General features: G+C 66.6%; 21 protein-coding genes and 1 pseudogene. 17 read left to right on the plus strand and 5 right to left on the minus strand.

All coding sequences use genetic code 11. The annotated features are described in order from the left end of the window. Positions 1 to 233 precede the first annotated feature (233 nt). The 6 genes from AB0M54_RS40395 (at position 234) to AB0M54_RS40420 (ending at position 4,885) form a co-directional block, all read left to right on the plus strand. Entirely contained in the window at positions 234 to 1,046 is an 813-nt protein-coding gene (locus tag AB0M54_RS40395; protein WP_364477386.1) for a hypothetical protein, read from the plus strand. A 344-nt stretch (positions 1,047 to 1,390) separates the two neighbouring features. Then, on the plus strand, positions 1,391 to 1,996 hold the full coding sequence (locus AB0M54_RS40400; protein ID WP_364477389.1) for a lysoplasmalogenase: 606 nt from the start codon (positions 1,391 to 1,393) through the stop codon (positions 1,994 to 1,996). Positions 1,997 to 2,153: 157 nt separating this feature from the next. Continuing rightward, positions 2,154 to 3,170, plus strand: coding sequence for a methyltransferase (locus tag AB0M54_RS40405; RefSeq protein ID WP_364477392.1), 1,017 nt, complete (start codon positions 2,154 to 2,156; stop codon positions 3,168 to 3,170). Between the two features lie 92 nt (positions 3,171 to 3,262). Then, the gene (locus AB0M54_RS40410; protein WP_364323840.1) at positions 3,263 to 3,505 is read left to right on the plus strand and encodes a hypothetical protein; all 243 of its coding nucleotides are present in this window, start codon (positions 3,263 to 3,265) and stop codon (positions 3,503 to 3,505) included. 23 nt (positions 3,506 to 3,528) lie between these two features. Further along, positions 3,529 to 4,185 carry a sigma-70 family RNA polymerase sigma factor gene (locus AB0M54_RS40415; RefSeq protein WP_364477395.1) on the plus strand — a complete coding sequence of 219 codons (657 nt, stop codon included), beginning with the start codon at positions 3,529 to 3,531 and terminating at the stop codon, positions 4,183 to 4,185. A gap of 184 nt (positions 4,186 to 4,369) precedes the next feature. Continuing rightward, positions 4,370 to 4,885, plus strand: a complete 516-nt coding sequence (locus AB0M54_RS40420) for a GNAT family protein (RefSeq protein WP_364323836.1) — start codon at positions 4,370 to 4,372, stop codon at positions 4,883 to 4,885. Between the two features lie 213 nt (positions 4,886 to 5,098). Here the strand turns inward: AB0M54_RS40420 and AB0M54_RS40425 are convergent, their stop codons facing one another. After that, positions 5,099 to 5,242, minus strand: coding sequence for a hypothetical protein (locus AB0M54_RS40425; RefSeq protein WP_364323834.1), 144 nt, complete (start codon positions 5,240 to 5,242; stop codon positions 5,099 to 5,101). On the opposite strand from AB0M54_RS40425, the gene AB0M54_RS40430 reads away from it, so the two are divergent. Continuing rightward, positions 5,229 to 5,402, plus strand: coding sequence for a hypothetical protein (locus AB0M54_RS40430; RefSeq protein WP_364323832.1), 174 nt, complete (start codon positions 5,229 to 5,231; stop codon positions 5,400 to 5,402). The two genes, AB0M54_RS40425 and AB0M54_RS40430, sit on opposite strands and share 14 nt — an antisense overlap. Before the next feature lie 51 nt (positions 5,403 to 5,453). Here the strand turns inward: AB0M54_RS40430 and AB0M54_RS40435 are convergent, their stop codons facing one another. Continuing rightward, positions 5,454 to 5,756 carry an antibiotic biosynthesis monooxygenase gene (locus AB0M54_RS40435; RefSeq protein WP_364323830.1) on the minus strand — a complete coding sequence of 101 codons (303 nt, stop codon included), beginning with the start codon at positions 5,754 to 5,756 and terminating at the stop codon, positions 5,454 to 5,456. A 270-nt stretch (positions 5,757 to 6,026) separates the two neighbouring features. On the opposite strand from AB0M54_RS40435, the gene AB0M54_RS40440 reads away from it, so the two are divergent. The 4 genes from AB0M54_RS40440 (at position 6,027) to AB0M54_RS40455 (ending at position 12,783) form a co-directional block, all read left to right on the plus strand. Further along, positions 6,027 to 7,802, plus strand: a complete 1,776-nt coding sequence (locus AB0M54_RS40440; RefSeq protein ID WP_364477398.1) for a GAF domain-containing protein — start codon at positions 6,027 to 6,029, stop codon at positions 7,800 to 7,802. Between the two features lie 110 nt (positions 7,803 to 7,912). Beyond that, positions 7,913 to 8,422 (plus strand): diguanylate cyclase, encoded by a 510-nt coding sequence (locus AB0M54_RS40445; RefSeq protein WP_364477434.1) that lies wholly within the window; start codon positions 7,913 to 7,915, stop codon positions 8,420 to 8,422. A gap of 55 nt (positions 8,423 to 8,477) precedes the next feature. Beyond that, complete coding sequence (locus AB0M54_RS40450; protein ID WP_364477401.1) at positions 8,478 to 10,832, plus strand: HAD-IB family hydrolase; 2,355 nt, start codon at positions 8,478 to 8,480, stop codon at positions 10,830 to 10,832. Between the two features lie 697 nt (positions 10,833 to 11,529). Continuing rightward, positions 11,530 to 12,783 carry an amidohydrolase family protein gene (locus AB0M54_RS40455; protein ID WP_364477404.1) on the plus strand — a complete coding sequence of 418 codons (1,254 nt, stop codon included), beginning with the start codon at positions 11,530 to 11,532 and terminating at the stop codon, positions 12,781 to 12,783. Between the two features lie 79 nt (positions 12,784 to 12,862). On the opposite strand, the gene AB0M54_RS40460 is transcribed toward AB0M54_RS40455, so the two are convergent. Beyond that, positions 12,863 to 13,411, minus strand: a complete 549-nt coding sequence (locus tag AB0M54_RS40460) for a TetR/AcrR family transcriptional regulator (RefSeq protein WP_364477407.1) — start codon at positions 13,409 to 13,411, stop codon at positions 12,863 to 12,865. A 128-nt stretch (positions 13,412 to 13,539) separates the two neighbouring features. On the opposite strand from AB0M54_RS40460, the gene AB0M54_RS40465 reads away from it, so the two are divergent. From AB0M54_RS40465 to AB0M54_RS40490, 6 genes are all read left to right on the plus strand, one after another. Further along, complete coding sequence (locus tag AB0M54_RS40465; protein ID WP_364477410.1) at positions 13,540 to 14,238, plus strand: alpha/beta hydrolase; 699 nt, start codon at positions 13,540 to 13,542, stop codon at positions 14,236 to 14,238. Between the two features lie 467 nt (positions 14,239 to 14,705). Continuing rightward, positions 14,706 to 15,533, plus strand: a complete 828-nt coding sequence (locus AB0M54_RS40470; RefSeq protein ID WP_364334537.1) for a mycofactocin-coupled SDR family oxidoreductase — start codon at positions 14,706 to 14,708, stop codon at positions 15,531 to 15,533. Positions 15,534 to 15,613: 80 nt separating this feature from the next. Then, positions 15,614 to 16,384, plus strand: a complete 771-nt coding sequence (locus AB0M54_RS40475) for an SGNH/GDSL hydrolase family protein (RefSeq protein WP_364334534.1) — start codon at positions 15,614 to 15,616, stop codon at positions 16,382 to 16,384. A gap of 764 nt (positions 16,385 to 17,148) precedes the next feature. Beyond that, the gene (locus AB0M54_RS40480) at positions 17,149 to 17,520 is read left to right on the plus strand and encodes a nuclear transport factor 2 family protein (RefSeq protein WP_364334531.1); all 372 of its coding nucleotides are present in this window, start codon (positions 17,149 to 17,151) and stop codon (positions 17,518 to 17,520) included. A 56-nt stretch (positions 17,521 to 17,576) separates the two neighbouring features. Next, positions 17,577 to 18,056, plus strand: coding sequence for a helix-turn-helix domain-containing protein (locus AB0M54_RS40485; protein WP_364477413.1), 480 nt, complete (start codon positions 17,577 to 17,579; stop codon positions 18,054 to 18,056). 249 nt (positions 18,057 to 18,305) lie between these two features. Further along, on the plus strand, positions 18,306 to 18,857 hold the full coding sequence (locus tag AB0M54_RS40490; protein WP_364334525.1) for a hypothetical protein: 552 nt from the start codon (positions 18,306 to 18,308) through the stop codon (positions 18,855 to 18,857). 247 nt (positions 18,858 to 19,104) lie between these two features. Here AB0M54_RS40490 and AB0M54_RS40495 read toward each other — a convergent pair whose 3' ends face one another. Both AB0M54_RS40495 and AB0M54_RS40500 read right to left on the minus strand, forming a co-directional pair. Continuing rightward, positions 19,105 to 19,482: a hypothetical protein gene (locus tag AB0M54_RS40495; protein WP_364477416.1), complete on the minus strand. Its 378-nt coding sequence runs from the start codon at positions 19,480 to 19,482 to the stop codon at positions 19,105 to 19,107. A 170-nt stretch (positions 19,483 to 19,652) separates the two neighbouring features. Beyond that, positions 19,653 to 20,227, minus strand: a pseudogene (locus tag AB0M54_RS40500) (hypothetical protein); the annotation flags it as partial.

Raw genomic sequence — 20,227 nt, forward strand, 5'->3', positions numbered from 1 at the left:
GTCGCCGAACGGCACCGACCACGACGGCGACCTTTTCCTGATCCGGGCCGGCGGCACCCCCGCCACGTTCAGCTTCGCGGATCGCGGGGTGGCCGGGTGACGCCGCCCCGGCTCGGACGCTACTGCCGGGTGAGAGATTCGGCAGGCGGTCCGACGGTCGGTTCTAGGCACGCGGTAGGTGTTCGCGATCCGCCAGGCCGATTGCAACGGTTGAAAGTCAAGGTGATCCACCGATGTCCAGTTCGGACGAACCTGGTTCGTACGAAGCGCACTTCGACGCGCTCTCGGCCGTACGGACCCTGCAGTACTTCGGCCTGCCCGTCGTCGTCATCGCCATCGGCGTGTGGCAATGGCCGGCGTACCGCAACGCCCTATACATCGGCGCGGTGTGCCTCGTCATAATTGGCTTCGCCCTCTTCCACCGGATCCGCGGGATTGCCCGGCGGGCACGTCTTCTCGTCATCGACTCTCGGGGGATTCACCTCGGGCGGGACGACGCCAACCGGCCCGAGCTCTTCGTGCCGTGGTCAGCCGTCGACGTGATGGTGTACTTCCGAGCTCAGAACCGTCGTGGCGCGGGCATGCACCGGACGCACTATGTCGGCATCGTGCGACACGGCCACATCGTCGCGTATCGGCACCTGGCGGGAAGCCGGTTCGACCCCGTGCTCGCGGCCGACGCGACCGTACGCTTCGGCCGTGGCGTCCCTTTCCGGGAGGCCCCCGAACAGGAATCGCTGTCGTCCGAGACCCTGCCTCTGCCCGACGAGTGGTTGCGGTGGGCCCTCCGGCCCGACGTGTACGCGATCCGGCCGCCCGACGCGACGGAGCGTCCCTCGCTGTTCAACGTCGCGGTCTGGGCGGCCGTGCTGTCGTCGATGGCCGGCCTCCTGGCGGGCAGCGCGGGCGTCGCACTGCCGTACATCGTCGCCGGCGTCGTGATCACCACCGCCGCCACCATCCTCATCACCATCCCGATCCGCCAAGCCGCGGCCCGCAAACTCGGTCCGGACAGCAGTCGCGCGAAAAGTCTCCGCGGTTACTGAACTGTCGTCCGGCGCGATGGATACCCTGAACTGGGTGAGCCCCCAGCCGATCGCCCGCAACGGGGTAGCCGGCTTCGGCACGGCAGCCGGGGCGGGTCCCGAAGCATCCTTTCCGGCACATCGGGGACGCGATGTACATCGACCGGTCCGGGTGCTCGTGGCGGCAACTGCCGGTGGACGACGGAATGCAGGCACGGAATCGTTCCCTTTAGGTCGGAACCCCGGTCGGCGACCATGGAGGTCGGCGAAGGTCGGGATTCGATCAACATGCCGGAGCCGCCATGTCACCGAACGACCGTCGATTCGACGTCACCCGGCCGAGCCTTCTGCTCGGCCTCTTCGCCGTGGTCACGATCCTCGACCTGATCGCCGTGGCGATGGGCCTCACCGTGCTCGAATGGATCGCCAAGCCACTGCTCGCACCGCTCCTGATCGCGTTCCTTCTCCGCGCCGGCGTGCGTGATCTGGTGCCCGTCGCGCTGCTGTTCGCCTTCGCCGGCGATGTGGCGTTGCTGGGCTCCGGCCAGGTGATGTTTCTGATCGGAATGTTGTTCTTCTTCGGCAACCAACTGTGCCTGATCGTTGCTTTCCGGCGTCGGTCACGACCAAGGTGGCCGACGATCCTGATCGGAGGTCTGCTCTGGCTCGCCGTCAACGCTCTCTTGTGGGGGCAGCTCGGCGACCTGCGCATCCCGATGCTGGTCTACAGCTTGGCGCTGATCGCGATGGCCTGCGCGGCCACCGGCAACGGTTACCGGGTTGCCACCGGAGGCGTCCTGTTTCTCGCCTCCGACCTGCTGATCGGCTTCGGAAAGGCCGGCCTGCGGGTGCCCGCGCACGACATCCTGGTGATGGCGACCTACGCGGCGGCGCTAGCCTTCATCGCGGTCGGCTGGGCAAGAGCCGTGACCCGCCGGCACGGGCTTCCTCCGGGACTTCCGGCTACGTAGCGTCGGGCAGAGGAGTCTGCGCTTCCGGTCAAACGGGTTTCAGGCGCCGACCGGAAAAATTATTCTGGCCGGATCGGCGCGGGGCGAATTGCCGTACGCGCAAGTCATTTAATGATGTCCGTATCGGGCGGTCGTCCCAGCAGTAGAAGGAAGCGCCTTGTCTGAATATTCGCCACAGCCAGCGCCGCCGATCACCGCGGTCATGACGCAGATGCTCGCTGGATTTCAAGTGTCGCAAGCCTTATATGTGGTCGCCAAACTCGACATCTGCACGATGCTCGACGACGGTCCCCAGACGACGGCCAAGCTGGCCGAATTGAGCGGCGCGCAGGTACGGCCGCTGAGCCGGATCATCCGTACGCTGAGCATGCTCGGGCTGTTCCGGAGTGAGGGCGACCTGGTCGAGACGACGCCGCTGGGTGCGACATTGTCGCGCAACCACCCCGAGACGCTCTGCAACGTGGCCGAGATGTGGATGGAGACTCACTATGCGCCCTTCGGGGAGCTGTTGCACACAGTGCGGACCGGCGAGCCGGCGGCACAGCGTTTCTTCGGTCAATCGCTGTTCGACTGGATAGGCGAGGACGAGGGCCGTACCGCGCAGTTCGCCCAGGCGATGACCGATGTCACGGGAAGTATGCGCAAAGGCCTGTTCGACGGCTACGAACTCCCGGCGGGCGAGCTCGTGGCCGACATCGGCGGTTCCGACGGCAGCGTTCTCGCGGAACTCATCGGAAACCGGCCGGAGCGTCGCGGCATCGTATTCGATCAACCCGCCGTCGTACCAGTCGCGACGGAAGCGATGACGGTCCGCCGGATGGCCGATCGGGTCAAGGTTATCGGTGGTGACTTCTTCCAGGAAGTGCCAGCGGCAGACGTTTATCTGCTCAGCATGATTCTTCACGACTGGGACGACGATTCCGCAGTGAAACTACTGCACACCATCCGAAGGTCCGCCGATGCCGCCCGGCTGGTGATCGTGGAGGGCGTGGTCCCGGCCGACGACGCGCCGCACCCGATGAAGCTGATCGATCTGACCATGCTGGGAATCACCCGGGGCTGGGAACGAACCGCTGACGAGTTCGCGGAGCTGCTGGCGGCAGGCGGGTACCAGCTCGACCGGATCATCGACCGCCCGTCACCGTTCTCGATCATCGAGGCGACGGCCCGCTAGAAGCCGCCTCCCGTTGCCCCTGGGAACGCTCCACGCGTCGCGTCGCGTCGAGCGCGGCTCGCGGGTTTCGGCCGAGAGGGGAACTGGTCGCGATGCTGGCCGGTTCCCCGAACACGGTCGAGGAGGTTCGGCCGATGCTGGCGCCGATATGCCGCGCCGACGTCAGCCAGATTTCGAGCGACATCTCCCGGCTGAAGTCGGCGAAGCTGGTCACCCGCGACTTCAACACTCAGGGGCGCCGCCGCCGGTTTGCTGAAGAAACCGGACATATACGGCGGCGTTCCATGACCGATCAGGCTCGGATGCCGCCGCCACCCCGGTGGCTTCCCGTTTGAGGACCATCCGGAACGGATCGCCCATGCTGAGCAATTCACCACAGCTCTGCCGGGAGCCGACCGGCACGTTGACCGCAGCCTCCGAGACCGAGGCGATGGAGCAGCTCCACAGAGTGCATCGGCCGGTTCTTCTGGCCTACGTCACCCGGCTGACCAAAGGCGACGTGCACTGGGCCGAGGACATCCTCCAGGAAACCATTGTCAAGGCATGGAAGAACCCCAAGGCACGTAACGCGGAAGGGCGGTGGAACCGGTCGTGGCTCTTCAGGGTCGCCCGCCGAATCACCATCGATCACGTGCGCGCCGCCGTAGCTCGGCCACCGGAACACATCATCGACGACATCGACTGGTTCCCGGCCACCGACGACAGCCTCGACCGCGCGCTTGACGCCGAGGAGGTGCGCGCGGCGCTGTCGTCGTTGCCGGAACGGCTCCGGACCGTACTGGTAGTAATCTACTTCCTGGAGCGATCGACTGCCGAGGCGGCGGAACTTCTCAATGTGCCCAAAGGAACCGTCAAATCGAGAACGTTCTACGCGCTCCGAGCTTTGCAGGACGCGTTGAGCGTACGAGGGTTCACCTTTCGGGAGCCTTTGCCGGCCAACACGAGCGAAGCGCCCGGGCCGGATATGGACCTTCCTGGTGCGAGCGACGACGATGTGCTGAAAGCGGGTCGCTGACGTACGGCCGACGGCACCGCTGGGCGCGACAATGAGTGAGCAACGGGATGAGGCGCGTGGCTGAAGCAGCGATCTTTACCGATCTCCTGCGTGACCGGCGACCCACGCGGACGAAGGCGCTCGATTCCTTGACCTTTCGCTCGACGCCAGGCGTCCGCGGCCTCCAGACCTGCATGATCAACTCATGTCTAAAGTCAAACTCCGCGCCGCCCTGCGCGAAGACCTGCCACTGCTGGTCGTCGATGCCGCGGCCGACCCGATCGACACTTTCGGTTTCGTCGCCACGAACGCGTGGGAACGGGCCTTCGCCGCCGACGGGCTCATCGGCTACGACCGCGGGACACTGGTCGTCGAAGACTCCGACGGCGTAGTGGCCGGCAAGGTCTCGTGGCTCCCGGTGCCGCACGGACCGAACCCGCCGTCGCTCGCGTTGAACATCGGCATCCGGCTCCGTCCCGCCTTCCGCGGCCGTGGCCTGGGCGGCCCCGCACAGGCACTACTCGCGGACTACCTGTTCGGCACTACGACATTTGAGCGGTTGCAGGCGGAGACCGACGTCGGCAACATCGCCGAGCAGCGTGCTCTGGAGAAGGCCGGTTTCCAGCGCGAGGGCATCGCCCGGCACGCCCAGTTCCGCAAGGGCACCTGGCACGACATGGTCGTCTACAGCCGCCTGCGAAGCGACCCCAGACCTAGGTGATTGCCCCAAAGGTCGATGCACCTGCACGGCATGAACTCGGCCGTACGTCCTGCCGTTCAGTGCGCAGTGCAAGGACGGTCAACCGATCACGCCAGCGCATGGCAACGCCATCCGCGTCCTGCACAGAGGAAAGGGAACATGCTTTGAGGCGCAACTACGTGAGGGCCCTGGCAGCCGTGGGGCTTGCCGCAACAATCTCGCGGCGGCCGGGTGTCAGGATTCGGGCAGCGGCGGCGGCGACACTGCGGCCGCAGCGTGCGGCGGCAAGATCGCAATCTTCGGTGCCTTCACGGGTGCGAACGCGGGCGCGGTGCTGCCGTCGCTGAACGGGTCGAAGATGGCCGTGAAGAAGTTCAACGCGGCGAACCTGGGCTGCAAGGTCAGCATGCAGGAGTTCGACACGCAGGGTAACGCCGACCAGGCGACGCCGATCGACAACTGGCGCCGCGCCCTCCAGACCAGAGCCAAAATCAGCCACTACCGACGCCGAGGCGACCCACCACCAAAGGATCTCTGAATGTAGTACCCGCACACGACGGACACGTTCGTGGCGGGCTGACCGACTCCCTCAACGGTCGACGTGAACGGTACGGAAGTCGCCGATCGTCGGAGGGCTGGAGACGAACTCGCCCAGCACGGAGATGAACTCCGGATAGTGCTCGGATTTCTCGAACTCGTCGGTACGCGCCGTCGGCGTCGGCCACCCGCAGATGAACACGAAGCCGCCAGGCTTCCGCTGGTTCTGGTAGATCACAACATCGGTGGCGCCGCTCTTGTGCAGCAGGGGGACCGCCTTACCGGTGAACACCTCGATGAATTCGTCCGCTCGGTCCTCGTGCACGTCGAAGAACGCGACTTCGGTGCTCACCATCTCATCATCCTCCTTGCTCCGCCCATGCTGCGAGTCAGATCGAACGTAGCCACGCGTCCGTCGTGTCCGGGAACCAAAGGTCCGTACGGGCGCGGAACTCGGCCCGCCCGGTCACCGCCGCCCGTCGTTCCTGTGAAAGCGAACGGGCCGTCTCCCGCGAAGGCCTAGTCGGCGGACCGGGTGCAGATACCGTGGTGCGCCTGTGCCGGCTCGGCGACTGGCAGCGGGGTATTGACATCGAGCGAACTGGGCGCGCTCCCGGATGGAGCCGTGACCGAGGACGCAGCGATCAGCCGGCTCGGACTGCCGATGCCGGCGGAGAACGCCGGCGCCGAGGTCGACCGCGGTCTGGCCGACATGCGCATGTGGATCGACGGCGCCGTTGCTGGGCAGGACCGCCACCGGCCCGAGCCGGACGACCCGCAGATCCTGGCCGCCCTCACGTTGTTCACGCCGCTGATGACCACGGCATTCTTCATCGACAACAACGTCTACAACTGGCTCGCCATGAAGGCGTTCACTCTCTGGCGCGATCACGGCCCGCACTCCCTTCTGATCGCCCCACTGGCCTGTGCGAGTTCGGTGTTTCAACATCTACGGGAGGACTACCGCACCGGGGCTCGCGCCGCCCGGCACGCCATCGACGTGGCTGAGCACCGGGGTTGGTCCGCCCAGCACGCTCGGTTTGTCTACCTGATCACCGACGAATGCTGGGTCGAGCCGCTGACGGACGTGGCGCGCGATGCCGCCGCCGTACGGGAAGGCCTGATCGAGGTCGGCAACCTGCAGCAGGCGTGCTTCACGTTCGTGCCGGCCTTGTCGGGCATCCTCAACTCGAGCACACTCGACCAGCTGGAGCAGGATCTCGAGCCGGCGATGCGATTCGCCACCCGCACCGGCAATGATCATGCGGGAGCCGCCTTCTTCGCCTACCGCCGGCTGATCGACGTGCTGACCGCCGCCGTCGAGCCCGCCGAGGGCTTCACCGACACGGTGTCGGTAACGACTCGTAAGGCCGGCGGCCTGGGTGCCGCGTACTCGTTCCTCCATGAGGCTCTGGCGGCTGCGGTACTCGGCGACGCCGAGGCGCTCGACCGGGCCTTGGCCGCGGCCCGGCCGCACATGTACACGATGGTCGGCCAGTGCCCGTCCACGATCGACCGGGTGTTGTCGGCGGTGGCGCGCACTGAGCGGGTCCGGCGGCGCGGGACGGCGCCGGCCGAGTCCGGCGAGGACGATCCGGCCGCCGTCGAGCGATGGTTCGCGGCGCGGACAGCTGAAACGCCCGGGAACTTCCGGCATCTGGGCGCGCTCGTGCGGGCCGAGGCGGCGTGGGCTGCGAACGACCATGCCACCGCGCAGCCGGCTTTCGACGAGGCGCTGCGTGCCGCCGACGACCATCGGCACAGCTGGCATCGCCCGTTCATCGCCGAACGGGCGGCACAGTACTTCCACGACCGGGGTCTGCTGTATGTGGCGCACAAGATGACGGCCGAGGCGACCGTGGAGTACGGCGAGTGGGGGGCCGCGGCAAAGGTGGCTTCGACCGGCCCCGCGACGAGGCGGTCCGGCTCGAACCGCGGCGGGATCGGGTCGGACGACATCGACATGCGGGTACTTCTGGCCGCTTCCCAGGCGATCAGCTCGGCCGTTGATCTCGTGCACCTGCGCGCGCTGGTCGACGAGCAGCTGTGCGCACTCGCCGGCGCCACCTCGGTCACGCTCCTGATCACCGAGGCGGAGACCGGCGACATGCTGGTGGTGCGAGGCGACGGCGAGCTCACGCCGGCCGACGAGGCGATCGGCCTCGATCTGGTGCCGCAGTCGGTCCTGCACTATCTCCGGCGCACCCGGGCCTGGCTCGTGCTCGACGACGTGCTGGCCGACGACCGCTTCCGCCACGATCCGCATTTCGCCGGTCTGCATCAGTGCTCGGTGCTGGCCCTGCCGATCGTCCGGCAGAACGAGACAACCGGGCTACTGATCCTGCAGAACCGGCTGAGCCGGGGGCGTTCACCGAGGATCGCCTCGCCGCGGTACGCCTGATCGGCGGCCAGCTCGCAGTCTCGGTCGGCAACGCGCTGCTCTAGAGCACGCTCGAGGACCGCATCGCCGAACGGACCAGCGCCCTGCGCAGCGCCAACGACAAGCTGGAACTGCTCAGCCAGACCGACACGTTGACCGAGATCGGCAACCGTCGGCACTTCACCCAGTACTACGACGCGTTGTGGTCCCGGGCAGCAGCAGCCACGGAACAGGTCGGCGTGGCCTTGGTCGACGTGGACAACTTCAAGAAGTACAACGACCGGTACGGCCACCCCGCCGGCGACGAGTGCCTGCGCCGCATCGCCGGGGCGATGAAGTCAGCGGTCCGCAGCTCCGACGTGGTCTGCCGCTACGGTGGCGAGGAATTCGTCCTGCTGCTGAAAGCCACGGACGCCGCACATGCGGCGACGATCGCCGAGCGGGTCCGCGCCGCGGTCGCGGCACTGAACATCCCACACGAGCTGAACCCGGCCGGCGTGGTGACCGTCAGCATCGGGGTGGCCGCCACGATCGCCTCCGCGCAGACGTCCCCGGCCTCCCTGGTCGAGCGGGCGGACAAGGCGCTCTACCGGGCGAAAGACGAGGGCCGAAACCGCCTCGCTGTCGCTGCCGCGGCCTGATCCGGGTGTCGCGTCACGGCCGGCATCGGCGGCCTGATCATCCGCCGCGTTCCTTATGGCACATTTATTGCCCCTCTGGACAAGATCTGAACATCCCAGGGGACTGATCCGTCGCGTAGGTGTGGACGACCTGGCACATAGTGTTGACAAGACCGCGCCGAAGCACCTGCTCCTGACCGGAGCGACAGGCTTCATCGGACAGGCTGTACTCGAACGGATCCTGTCCGGATACCCGGACACGAGGGTCACGCTCGTGATCCGGGGGCGACACGGATCCTCCGCTCAGGCACGACTCGATCGCCTGCTGGGCCTGCCGGTCTTCGATCGGTGGCGGGAGGGCGCCGGCAAGGAGGCGGTCGCCGAGGAGATCAGGAATCGGGTGCACACCATCGACGCGGATCTGGGGCATTCGGCCCTCGAACTGCCGGACGATCTTACCGCGGTGATTCACGCCGCCTCCTCCGTATCTTTCGATCCACCGGTCGACGAGGCGTTCCGGAGCAACGTGCAGGCGGTTGCCGATCTGTACGGCGCCCTGCTGCGCAGTCGCGCCCAGCCTCATGTCGTGCATGTGTCAACCGCCTACGTCAACGGTGCCAAGCGTGGTGTCGTCGCGGAACGATCCCTCGGCCACGACCTCGACTGGCGTGCCGAGATGGCCGTCGCGACCGCCGCGCGTGGCCGGGCCGAACAAGACTCGCACCGGCCCGCGGTGCTGCGGGGGCTACTCGCCGAGGCACGCAAGGAACATCGTGGTTCCGGACCTGGCTCGGTTGCCGCGGCGGCTGAGAAAAGGCGCCGTGAGTGGGTCGACGAACAGCTCGTCAAGCAGGGTCGGCTGCGCGCACGGGTCGGCGGCTGGACTGACGTATACACCTTCACCAAGGCAATGGGCGAGCGGGTCGCGGAGCAGATGCTCGGCGGCGAACTACCTCTGTCCGTCGTCCGCCCGGCCATTGTGGAGTGTGCTCTGCGACACCCCTATCCCGGATGGATCCAGGGATACAAGATGGCGGACCCCTTGATTCTCGCGTACGGCCGGGGCCTGATCACGCAGTTTCCCGGTCCGGCCGACGGCATCATGGACATCATTCCTGTCGACCTGGTGGTCAATGCCCTCATGGCCGTTGCGACGCAGCCCATCACGGTACGGCCGGATCCCACCGTACCGCGGTTCTACCACGTTGCCTCGGGTGACCGGCGGCCGTTGACGAACCTGGGCATGTACCAACAGGTACACCGATACTTCACGGCAAACCCCATGTCGAAGGACGGGCACGGCCACGTCAAGGCGACCACCTTCGATTTCTCGGGCTCGGCCCGAGCCGACGGCCTGTTGCGTATGGTCTCCAGAGCAGTGGACTCCGCGCAGCAGGCGCTGCTTCACGGGCCACGCAGCACACGGTCCCGGCGATGGCAGGACCTGCTCAGCGTGACCAAGACGGAAGTCGACGCATTGAGCCGCCTCTCCGACCTCTATGGCGAGTATTTGCAGAACGAGGCGGTTTTTCGCACCGAGAACCTGATCGAGCTGCACAACCACTTGCCCGCGGACCGCGTCGCCGAGCACGGCTTCGACCCCGCTGGACTGGACTGGACCGACTACTTCCAACACGTCTACCTCCCGGCGCTGGCCGGCAACCGGCGTGGCGCCGGTCGGCGACCTCGTGCTCCGCGTGCGCCTCGGCCGCTCACTGCCTCGGTCGGCAACCGCACGGTCGCCGTCTTCGACCTCGAGGGCACGATCGTCAGCTCCAACCTGATCGAGACGTACCTGATGGCGAAGCTCAACGAGCTGCCGCGGGGCGAGTGGGCCGGCGAGCTGGTCGACCTGCTCCGCAAGATGCCCCGGTACCTGAGCGCCGAGCGCAACGACCGGGGCGAGTTCATCCGCACCTTCATGCGCCGCTGGGAGGGTTTCGAGGAGGCCGAGCTGCGCAAGGTGGTCGCCGACAAGGTGGGCGACGCGCTGCTGCGCCGGGCCCACCCCCAGGCGATCCGGCGGATCCGTCAGCACCGCCGGGCCGGGCACCGCACGGTGCTCATCACCGGCACGCTGGACGTGCTGGTCGAGCCGATCTCGCCGCTCTTCGACGAGACGGTGACCTGCCGGCTGCACGTGCACGACGGGATCTGCACCGGCTTCCTGGATCGGCCTCCGCTGGTCGGCGAGGCGCGGGCGGCCTGGCTGGTCAAGTACGCCGAAGCCGCCCAGTTGGATTTGGCGTCGTCGTACGCGTACGGCGACAGTTACTCCGACCGGCCGCTGCTGGAAGCGGTCGGCAACCCGGTCGCGGTCAACCCCGATCCGCGCCTCTACCGGCACGCCACCCGCAAGCGCTGGGCCGTGGTCGACTGGACGAAACACACGATGAGCGCGGTCGACTCCATGGTGGAATTGCTGAGCTGACAGACGGCGCCGGATGCGACTCGTCGGGCGCCAGCCTCCGTCTTCGATGAAGCGGCGAGCGTTGTTGCGGTGGTTGGCCGACAGCGGAGTTGGTGGCCATGGCATGCGGTATTGCCCGGCCGGTGGCCGGGTTGCTCCGTGGTCCTGGTTGTTGGTACGGCGCATTTGCGTTGCCAGGTAACGGGTTCGGGTGGTTCGGTGGGTCCAGCAGAGCAGGTCGATACCGGTCAGAGCGAGTTATATCTGCTTGATCGGCCAGACAAATTCGACTGAATCCGGCCAGTGCCGAAAGCTGTTCAGGAGAATTCACATCAACGCAACTCGACAATGGACGACTGCCCGTTCGCGCCGGATTATCGGCCTTTCCGGTCAACGTTTTCTGCCGGCCGGCGGCAGGTCGATACGCTCGCACCGTCGGGCAGCCTGCGTCCGTTCGGCCAGTACGCTGGCCGGCCCTGTGGACGACTTTCGTCCCTGCCAGGCGATCGCATCCAGCGTGAACTCGGATCCAGCAACGCGCTTCGCTGATCGGGGCAGGCACGACTTGGCGGCGGCGATTCCCAGCTGGTTCCGTCACCGAGCGGTGGATCGATACCTAGCGGCCCTCGGCCAGAGACCGATCCGCCCGTCGGCCAGGAACTGCACCGCCTGGACAATCCGCAACATCGCGATGTGGTGATCCGGGTCGCGACGCTGGATGTCCGCCACCGTCCGACCGAACCATGTTTCAGCAATTGACCTCGATGCAGGTCCAGGGTTGATGGAGGCCACCATTTCAGGCACGAATGCCGTCCGCGCCGGAGTTATGTTCGACGGGACGCGTCAGCACGGCCCCAGCACGGTCCTGATCCACGAAGGGCGCATAATCGGCGTGGAAACCGGGCGCTTCGAGCCGCCCCACGACGTGCCAGTACTCGACTTCGGCGCCGACGCCTTCCTGATGCCGGGGTTGATCGATGCCCACACCCACCTGGTCTTCGACGCGAGTGCCACCTCGACGGCCGCGGTGACCGGGGACTACGACCGGCCGGCGCTGCTCGACCGCATGCGGGCGACAGCCGCCTCGGTCCTACGGGCCGGGATCACGACGGTACGTGACCTCGGCGATCGCGACTACGTGACGCTTCAACTGCGGGCGGAGTTCGCCGAACGGCCCGAGCGGGGGCCGCACCTTTTGACCGCCGGCCCGCCGCTGACCACGCACGGTGGACACTGCTACTTCCTCGGCGGCGAGGCGACCGGCGACGACCTGGCGGGCGCGATTCGAGAACGCTACGAACGTGGCTGCGACGTCGTGAAGATCATGGCGAGCGGCGGCCAGATGACCCAGGGTTCATCGCTGGAACAGAACCAGTACTCCGCGGCCGAACTGGCTACGGCGGTGGAAACCGCGCACCGTCTGGGTATGCCCGTGGCGGCCCACGCCCACGGCGTCCAGTCGATCCGGAACGCGGTGGTGACCGGTGTCGACTTCATCGAGCATTGCTCCTTCCTGCGGGACGGGAAGGTGGTCGCCGACGCCGACCTGCTCGACGCGATCGCCGCCGCTCCGACTGTAGTCAGCGGTACCTTCGGATTCTCCCGCCTGCCGGAGGGCAAGCCGGGGCTGCTCGCGTTGCTGGACGACATGCGCGCCGCGTTCGCTGAGCTGGCCCGTCGAGACGCACGCGTCGTGGTCGGCACCGATGGAGGCGTCAGCCCCATCAAGCCACACAACGTCCTGCCCTACGCGGTGGCCGACGACCTGCGTCAGATCGGATTTACTCCGGAGCAGGCACTCGCCGTGGTGACCAGCAGAGCCGCCGACGCACTGGGATTGGGCTGGAACAAGGGCCGGATCTCGGAGGGTGCCGACGCCGACCTCCTCGTGGTCAGCGGCAGCCCGCTCGCGGACCCGGCCCGGCTGCGAGACGTTCGCGCGGTGTTCAGGTCGGGCATCCGAGTCCGCTGATCACCGGTCTCACGGTGTCCCGGTCGGGCGGATCTGCCCGACCGGGACACCGTGAGGCAAAGCTTGACTGAGGTGCCCTTCAGGCCTCGTCCGCGCCATTAGGCGTCGCCACGCCGATCGGCGTCTCTCCACCCTTGCCGTTGGTCATGAGGGCGAGCGCGCTAAGGAAGCCGTCGAAGGCCTGATCGGCTCGGGACACGTCGTCCGTGGCCTCGATGTCCAAGATGAGGGCCAGCACGAGGGTGCCGAGTTCGGGGCGGCCGACACTGCGCATCCCCTCTTCGAGCGGCTGCAACCAGTCCGTGGTGGCCTCGCGGCGAAAGCCCGGCCACAGCTGCTGCTCAGTACTCTCACGGAGCCTGCCGAACAGGCTGAGGAAGGGGCGGTCGTGTGGGCCGGTCATGGCCTGCCACAACCGGTGCAGCGTACGCAGATAGAGCTCGTCCGGTCGTGGGGAAAGTAGCTCACCGTAGAATTCGCGCTGACGCTGACGTGCCCGTCGTATGGTCTCCGTCAGCAGCGCGTCCCTGGTCCCGAAGTGGTAGATCAGCATGCCCGTCGAGGTGCCAGACGCCGTCACGAACGGTTCGAGGCGATCGGGCAGCCCATACGCGAGCGCGTGGTCCACGCAGGCGTCGAGGATGCGGTCGCGTATCTCGGGTTGTTTATGCCGTCCCGCGCCTGCACTTTTTCACGTAACTGGCGATACGTCTACTGTTGGTTCCAGTGGTCAGACGCCGAAATCAAGGGAGAAAGATGCGTGTTGTCTTTGTGCACGGGGCGTGCGTACGTGACGGAGATTGGTGGTGGCACCTGGCCGCCGAAGCCCTGCAGAGGCGCGGCATCCACAGCGCCGCCCCGGCACTGCCGAGCTGCGGCGAGGGCGACCGGCCGGCCGGGCCGCAGGGTCCCGGCCTGACCGAGGACGTCGCCGCGGTGCGCGCCGTGCTGGCCGACAGCGACGAGCTCACCGTGGTCGTGGGACACAGCTACGGCGGCATCGTCGCCGCAGAGGCCGCGGTGGGCGTCGAGTCGGTGCGCCACATGATGTTCGTGTCGAGTTACCTGCCCGAGCCCGGCGAGTCTCTGTCGACCTTCGGCGCGCCGGAGCCGCCGCTGTTCCTGGACTTCGACCCCGAGGGCGGCACTTTCGGTGCTGTGCCCGAACTGTTCGCGCAGACCTTCGTCCAGGACTGTCCTCCGGAGATCGTCCGGGAGAGCGGTGCTCGCCTGACCCGGCAGACGATCTCCGTCGCCCAGCAGCCCGTACGGGCGGTGGCGTGGCACGACCTGCCGACGACGTACGTGGTGTGCACCGAGGACCGGGGCACCCCGGCGGCGGCGCAGCGCGAGTTTTCCCGCCGGGCCGACACGGTCGTCGAGTTGGGGACGGGCCATCACCCGTTCCTGTCCGAGCCGCAGGCCATCGCGGACATCCTGGCCGGCTTGTCGTGAAAGGGACGGCGGAGCCCGCCGATTCCGACAACGATGGCCACCAAAATGCTCACGAAGACGGGAGGAGCAGTGATGACCAAACGGGCAACGGTTGCGGCCGTCGTGGGCAACGCGCCTGGGCGGCGCACTCCGGTCCGCATATCTTGCTGATGCCCCGAGGTTGCATCGACAGGTGGAAGGAGGAGGCGCAATGCTGAGTTGACTCCGACAGATGCCGGATACCGTCAGAGGCGCAATAGCGCACTTCTTCAGGTGCCGGCCGCTCGGCACCCCGCCTGCCACGGACGGGCCCCGTTCCCGCGACAGCCTGCAACCGCCCGGCTTCCAGGCCTGACAGGCTGAACGCGCCGAGCTCCTGAGGGGCGTGGTGCCCCGGGTCCAACGGTCATTGACCAAGCGGGCACAGACTGGAAGAGAACGGGAAACACCGCTGAGAAACATCCGATCCGCTGTCTACATTGGATCGCATGAGTATCGCTTACGAAAACGCTCGCCAAGACAGCGCCGCCGGCCGGGTCGCACGCAAGGTCGCCCTCGTCACGGGCGCGGGCCGCGGTCAGGGACGCAACCACGCGATCCGCCTGGCCGAGGAGGGCGCTGACATCATCGCGGTCGACATCTGCGCACCGGTCGAGGACATCGCTTACCCCATGGCGACCGAGGAAGACCTGGAGCTCACCGAGAAGATGGTCCGTGACCGGGGCCGCAGCATCATCACCGCGAAGGTCGACACCCGAGACCTGAGGGCGCTCACCGCGGTTGTCGACCGTGGCGTCGCGGAGTTCGGGAAGCTCGACATCGTCGTGGCGAACGCGGGAGTGGGCGTCTTCGGCCCGTTCGAGGAGCAGGAGACCGACGAGTGGAAGGCCGTGCTCGGTGTGAACGTCATCGGCACCAGGAACACCTGCCTGGCCGCAATGCCGCATCTGGTCTCGGCCGGCGGCGGCTCGGTCGTTCTGATCAGTTCGCTGCTTGGTCTCCTCGCGACCGGCCGCCTGTCGGCGTACATCGCCTCGAAACACGCCGTGCTCGGTCTGACCAAGGCACTCGCCTTCGAATGGGGCCCGCGGCGCATCCGGGTCAACGCGATCTGCCCGGGCGTGGTCACCAACACCGGGATGGCGATTCCCGACCAGCTCACCGATCTGGAGAAGTCGTCGTACCTGACCGCGCTGCCGACCGCAGCCGTGCAACGCGACGACACCAGCAACGCGCTCCTCTATCTCGCCTCCGATGAATCACGGTACGTCACCGGCGAGATCGTACAGGTCGATGCGGGCGCGGCCACCATCTGAGCGGTCCCACCGGCCCAGCTGACGTCCACGAGATCAGAGGAACAATGCGAAAGATCATACGGTCCCTTGCTGCTGTGGCCATGACGGTCACCGCTTCCGCCGGGTTCTCCGGTTCGGCGCACGCGGCCTCGCCCGCAGGTCAATACGTCGCGATCGGCGACTCGTACGCCGCCGGCGTCGGCGCCTCCCCCTTCGACCCGGAGGCCGGAGAGTGCCAACAGAATCCCAACAGCTATCCCCGGATCTGGCAGAGAAACAACCCGGCCTTCGAGCTCCACGACATGACCTGCTCGGGTGCGACTGTCGAATCGGTGCGAGAAAGCCAACTGGACACGCTGAGCTCAGCGACGAAACTCGTCACGATCACCGTCGGCGGGAACGACAATCACTTCACCGAGACTCTCCGGACGTGCCTTCTCGGCACTGATGAGGAGGATTGCAAGTACGAAACGAATTACTACTCGTACGCCGCCCGCCATTGGCAGGCGGACGCGCTCGAATCGCTCTACGAGGAAGTCCAGAACAAGGCGCCCAATGCCCGCGTCATCGTTGTCGGCTATCCCCGCCTGATCGACTCTGGCAACGGCAGTTGCGGCCTCGTCAACCCGGATGCGGCCCGGCGATCTCATCTCAACAACAACGCCGACCAGCTCGCCGAGGGCATCAGGAGCGCCAGCGCTCGGGCCGGTGTCGACTTCGTCGACGTGCGCCCGGCCTTCGCCGGCCACGAGGCCTGCGGCGCCGACCCGTACATCATCGGCGCCGATAACAGCCGGATGATGTTCCACCCGAACGCGAACGGGCACCAGGCCTACGCATGCCGGCTACAGCTCGAGACCGACGAGCACTGACGGCCGACCTGGCCCGCAAAGGGGTCCGCTGCTTTCACGAGCAGCGGACCGCCCGGGCCTGGACATGTTCTCGTGCCTGTCGGGCGGCCGTATCCGATCCCCTGGGCGCAGGCACCGGCCGCTCCCGGCCGGCGCATCACCCCTTCTAGGCGCGCCGCCCGGTCGCCAACTCACGTCCCGGCGCTGCGGGCACACTCGACAGTTGCCCAACGCCCTCCCGAGACCGGACACCAACGGCCCGCCATTGCGCTGGAGAAGTCCAACGCCTGCTGGTGATGCAGCCTGTGCCAGGCACGCCGACCACCGAGCGGCTCGACCGCCTCCTGGAACTGATCAGCTGAGCCGAGGGACTCCAGAAGTCGCTGCGATAGGGCCCGGGTCGATCAGGTTCGCCCGCACGGCGCGGGTGCCCCACTCCGCGGTCCAGGTGCGGTCGGCGCGGGAGTGCCCTTTGACGCAAAAACTGGTTACCGGTTGATCAAAAGCCGGGTCGTGACGCCACTGGTCGAGCGAGTATCGGTAGTTGCTGCGCCCGGTACTGCACCTGGCAATAGTTTCTGCGCGCCCGAGCCGGCCGACCGCATCGAGAACTTCTCTGGCCGTAAGGCGGACGTGAGCAGGAATGTCATGGACACCTCAGGCTGAGTTGCGATTTGCAACTCAGTGGCCTACTATCTCGAAATCGCGTACCGACCTGCTGCACCTCGGCACCGGCCCTGAATGGCAGCTGACCGCAATGAAAATCGGAGAGAAAGGGTGGTCGCGTGCCGAGTCCATTCAAGGAGGCCATTGATCGGGGCGACATCGAATCCGGCGTGTCACTTCTGGCGCCTGACGTTGTCTTCCACAGTCCGGTACTGAGGAAGCCGTTCCACGGTGTCGAACGAGTCGGACCGCTGCTTGCGGTCCTGTGGAACACCTGGGAGGGATTCCGCTACACGAAAACTATCGGCTCCTCCGAGTCGAAAACCGAAGCTCTACTCTTCGAAGCGCAAATGCTTGACCAGTCGGCTCAAGGCGTCACGCTGCTCACGTGGCAGGACGGTCGGATCGAGGATTTTACTGTCATGGTCCGCCCATTCCGTGCGGCGAGAGCCATCCTGCAGGCACTCGACCTGGATCCCGAGCGCGCGTAGGGCCGGGTCGGCCCCGACTCTTCGGTTGACGGCCTGCCCCAATTAGCATCCCGGCCATGGACTTCAACCGGGCGAACTGGAGTGCCGACAACTGCTCGGTCAAGCGAACACTGGAGATCGTCGGCGAGAAGTGGACGTTCCTGGTTCTGCGCGAGGCCTTCTACGGCGCTCGGCGCTTCGAGCAGTTCCACGAGGGCGTGGGCTGTGCACGGAACGTCCTCACCGACCGGCTGAAAACGCTGGTCGAGCACGGTCTCATGCTGCGTCAGCCGTATCGCGAGCCGGGTGTCCGACAACGCGACGAGTACCGGCTGACGGAGAAGGGCACCGACCTCTTCCCGGCGGTCGTCACGCTGATGCAATGGGGTGATCGCTGGGTCGCCGATGATGCCGGTCCACCCGTCAAGCTCAGCCACCGTGGATGCGGCGGGGCCGTGCGTGTGACCCTGCAGTGCGAAGGTGGGCACTCGGAGCTCACCGCACGGGACATCGCGCCGGCGCCCGGGCCGGGCGCGCTTCCGTCGGGCCGAGGATGAAGTCCCAGGCGGTACCGCTTGCCATGGCCCTGCTCCTGCGCGCTGTGATCCGTAGCTGAGCAGTCAGTGTGGTCAGCGCTTACGCCCTCAATCGGATTGCCATGTTCATCACACCGCCAACCCGCGGTGTTTCGCAATCACCGCTCACCGACCCGGGTCCAGAGCAATGGTAAGGCGGCTGTGCGCTGCTGAGTTTTCAGAGCTACTCAGAACCAAGGTTGGATCGAGTCATCTCCGAGAGGACACACCATGCCAATGATCGACGCATACATTCCCGAGAACACCCTCACGGTGGCGGGCGAGGCAAATTTGATCGAGAAGGTCACCGACCTGATGGTCGGCCACGAACTACGGCGAATCGTCGATCTCATCGACGACCCTGAGCAGGCCGCGGTGAGTCATCAGCGCGCGGCGCAGCTCGCCTGGCTATTCCTGCATCGCACCGAGGTCTATGTGGGCGGCAAACCCCCTGCTGCGCCGGTCTACAAGTTTCACATCAGCATCCCTGAAGGCCAGGTCGATGCCGAGTTTTTCAACTCCATCGTCCCTGACATCACTACGGCGGTAGCCGAAGCTGAGAACGGCACGTGGCCTCACATCGCGTCGCGGGTGTGGGTCTTTGTCCACGAGGTGCCTGACGGTAGTTGGGGGGCTGGACGGAGCAGGCGTCTGGGCGAGATCGTCGACTTCGTAGCGCCCGGCCTCGGCGGGTTCGCCGAGAATCGCCTCGCCGACGAGCGGCGCGCAGCCGCCAAGGCCACCGTGTCGCTGGCGGAAGCCAATACGAGCCCCACCCCTTAGTGCCAGGCCCAGATCGACCTGGCCGGCCTGGCCGGGCCGGCCGCGGCCGCCGCGCGAGCGCCGTCTCGACGTCACCGATCCGGCGAAGCCTTCGCGCCGGCCCATTCCGCCTGGGCCCGCTTCGTGTCCGCCGGGATGACTTTGTCCTCGGTGCCGATCACTGCCCAGCGTGGCGAGCTGTTCCAAGCCGCGGTGATCGACGGGTTGGTGTTGGCGCTCAGCGTGATCGGTCGCTGGCCGGCCGCGATCAGCCACCGGTCGGCCTCGGCAGATCCTGGACGAAGGAATTCTGTACGGTGTCGGGCCGGAGTTCCGCCAGGACGCCGAGCGCGTGGTGCCGCGGCTTGCGGAGGCGGGCATGACCGCTCCGGTGATGCGCGAGCGCGACGGGGAGCTGGGCGGATGACGGGTTCGCTCCGCAGGAAAGCGCCACCGCCCTCAGCGTGCTCTCCGTCCCGCCGTGGACCCCGATGGTGCGCTCGCCGAAGCGCCCGGCCAGCGCCTCCCAGAACCGTGGCCGGCAGACGCCGAGCAGCTCGCCGGTGCGGTGCGCGAGGGGCTCGCGATACTCCTCATCGCCGGGGTCGGTCAGCGTGCCGAAGTAGCCGAAGATCATCACGCGCATGACCCACACACGGACGCGCCGGAGACCCCCGTGGTGCGAGGGCCTCCGGCGAGGCGGTTCCGTGCGGTGGATCAGGATCCGCGAAGGATCAGGTTGCCGTTGTCCGCGGCGCCGCTCTGCGAGCCGCTCATTTCGCTGGCGCGTTTTGCGGCGCCGCATTCCCCGCGGCTTTATCCGGCTGGCGTTTCGTTCAAACCCAAATCACGCAGGATGTTATCGCGGTTCGCGTTTGCGCGCAGCGCGGTCAAGGAATTCAAGCGGCCCAGCAAAGTCGTGGAAGATGCGGGGCATTTCAAGTCTTGAATCGCCGACAAGGTTTTTTCAAAGCGTTGGATGCGGCTTTCAAGGTCCGTTCCACTCGGAAGGTTCGCATTCTTGAGCGCTACCTGCGCGTTCACTTGGGCTTGAGTGGGTGGGCAGCGACCGGGAACTTTTACCCCGGTAGGGCCCACGCGGTCGGCCGTCGCGTTCGGATTGCCCGGGCTGAAACCCAGCGCCGGTACCAAAGCGTTAATGTCACCGGAGCTGGCTCCGGCGTTCCCCGTCGCTCCACTCGCGGCCGCGTCACCGGATCCTGTGGCGGCGGCTTTATCCGCTGGCGTTTCGTTCAAACCCAAACCACGCAGGATGTTATCGCGGTTCTCCTTTCCGCGCAGCGCGGTCAAGGAATTCAAGCGGCCCAGCAAAGTCGTGGAAGATGCGGGGCATTTCAAGTCTTGAATCGCCGACAAGGTTTTTTCAAAGC

The sequence above is a fragment of the Actinoplanes sp. NPDC051470 genome (assembly GCF_040682035.1).
Classification (GTDB): domain Bacteria; phylum Actinomycetota; class Actinomycetes; order Mycobacteriales; family Micromonosporaceae; genus Actinoplanes.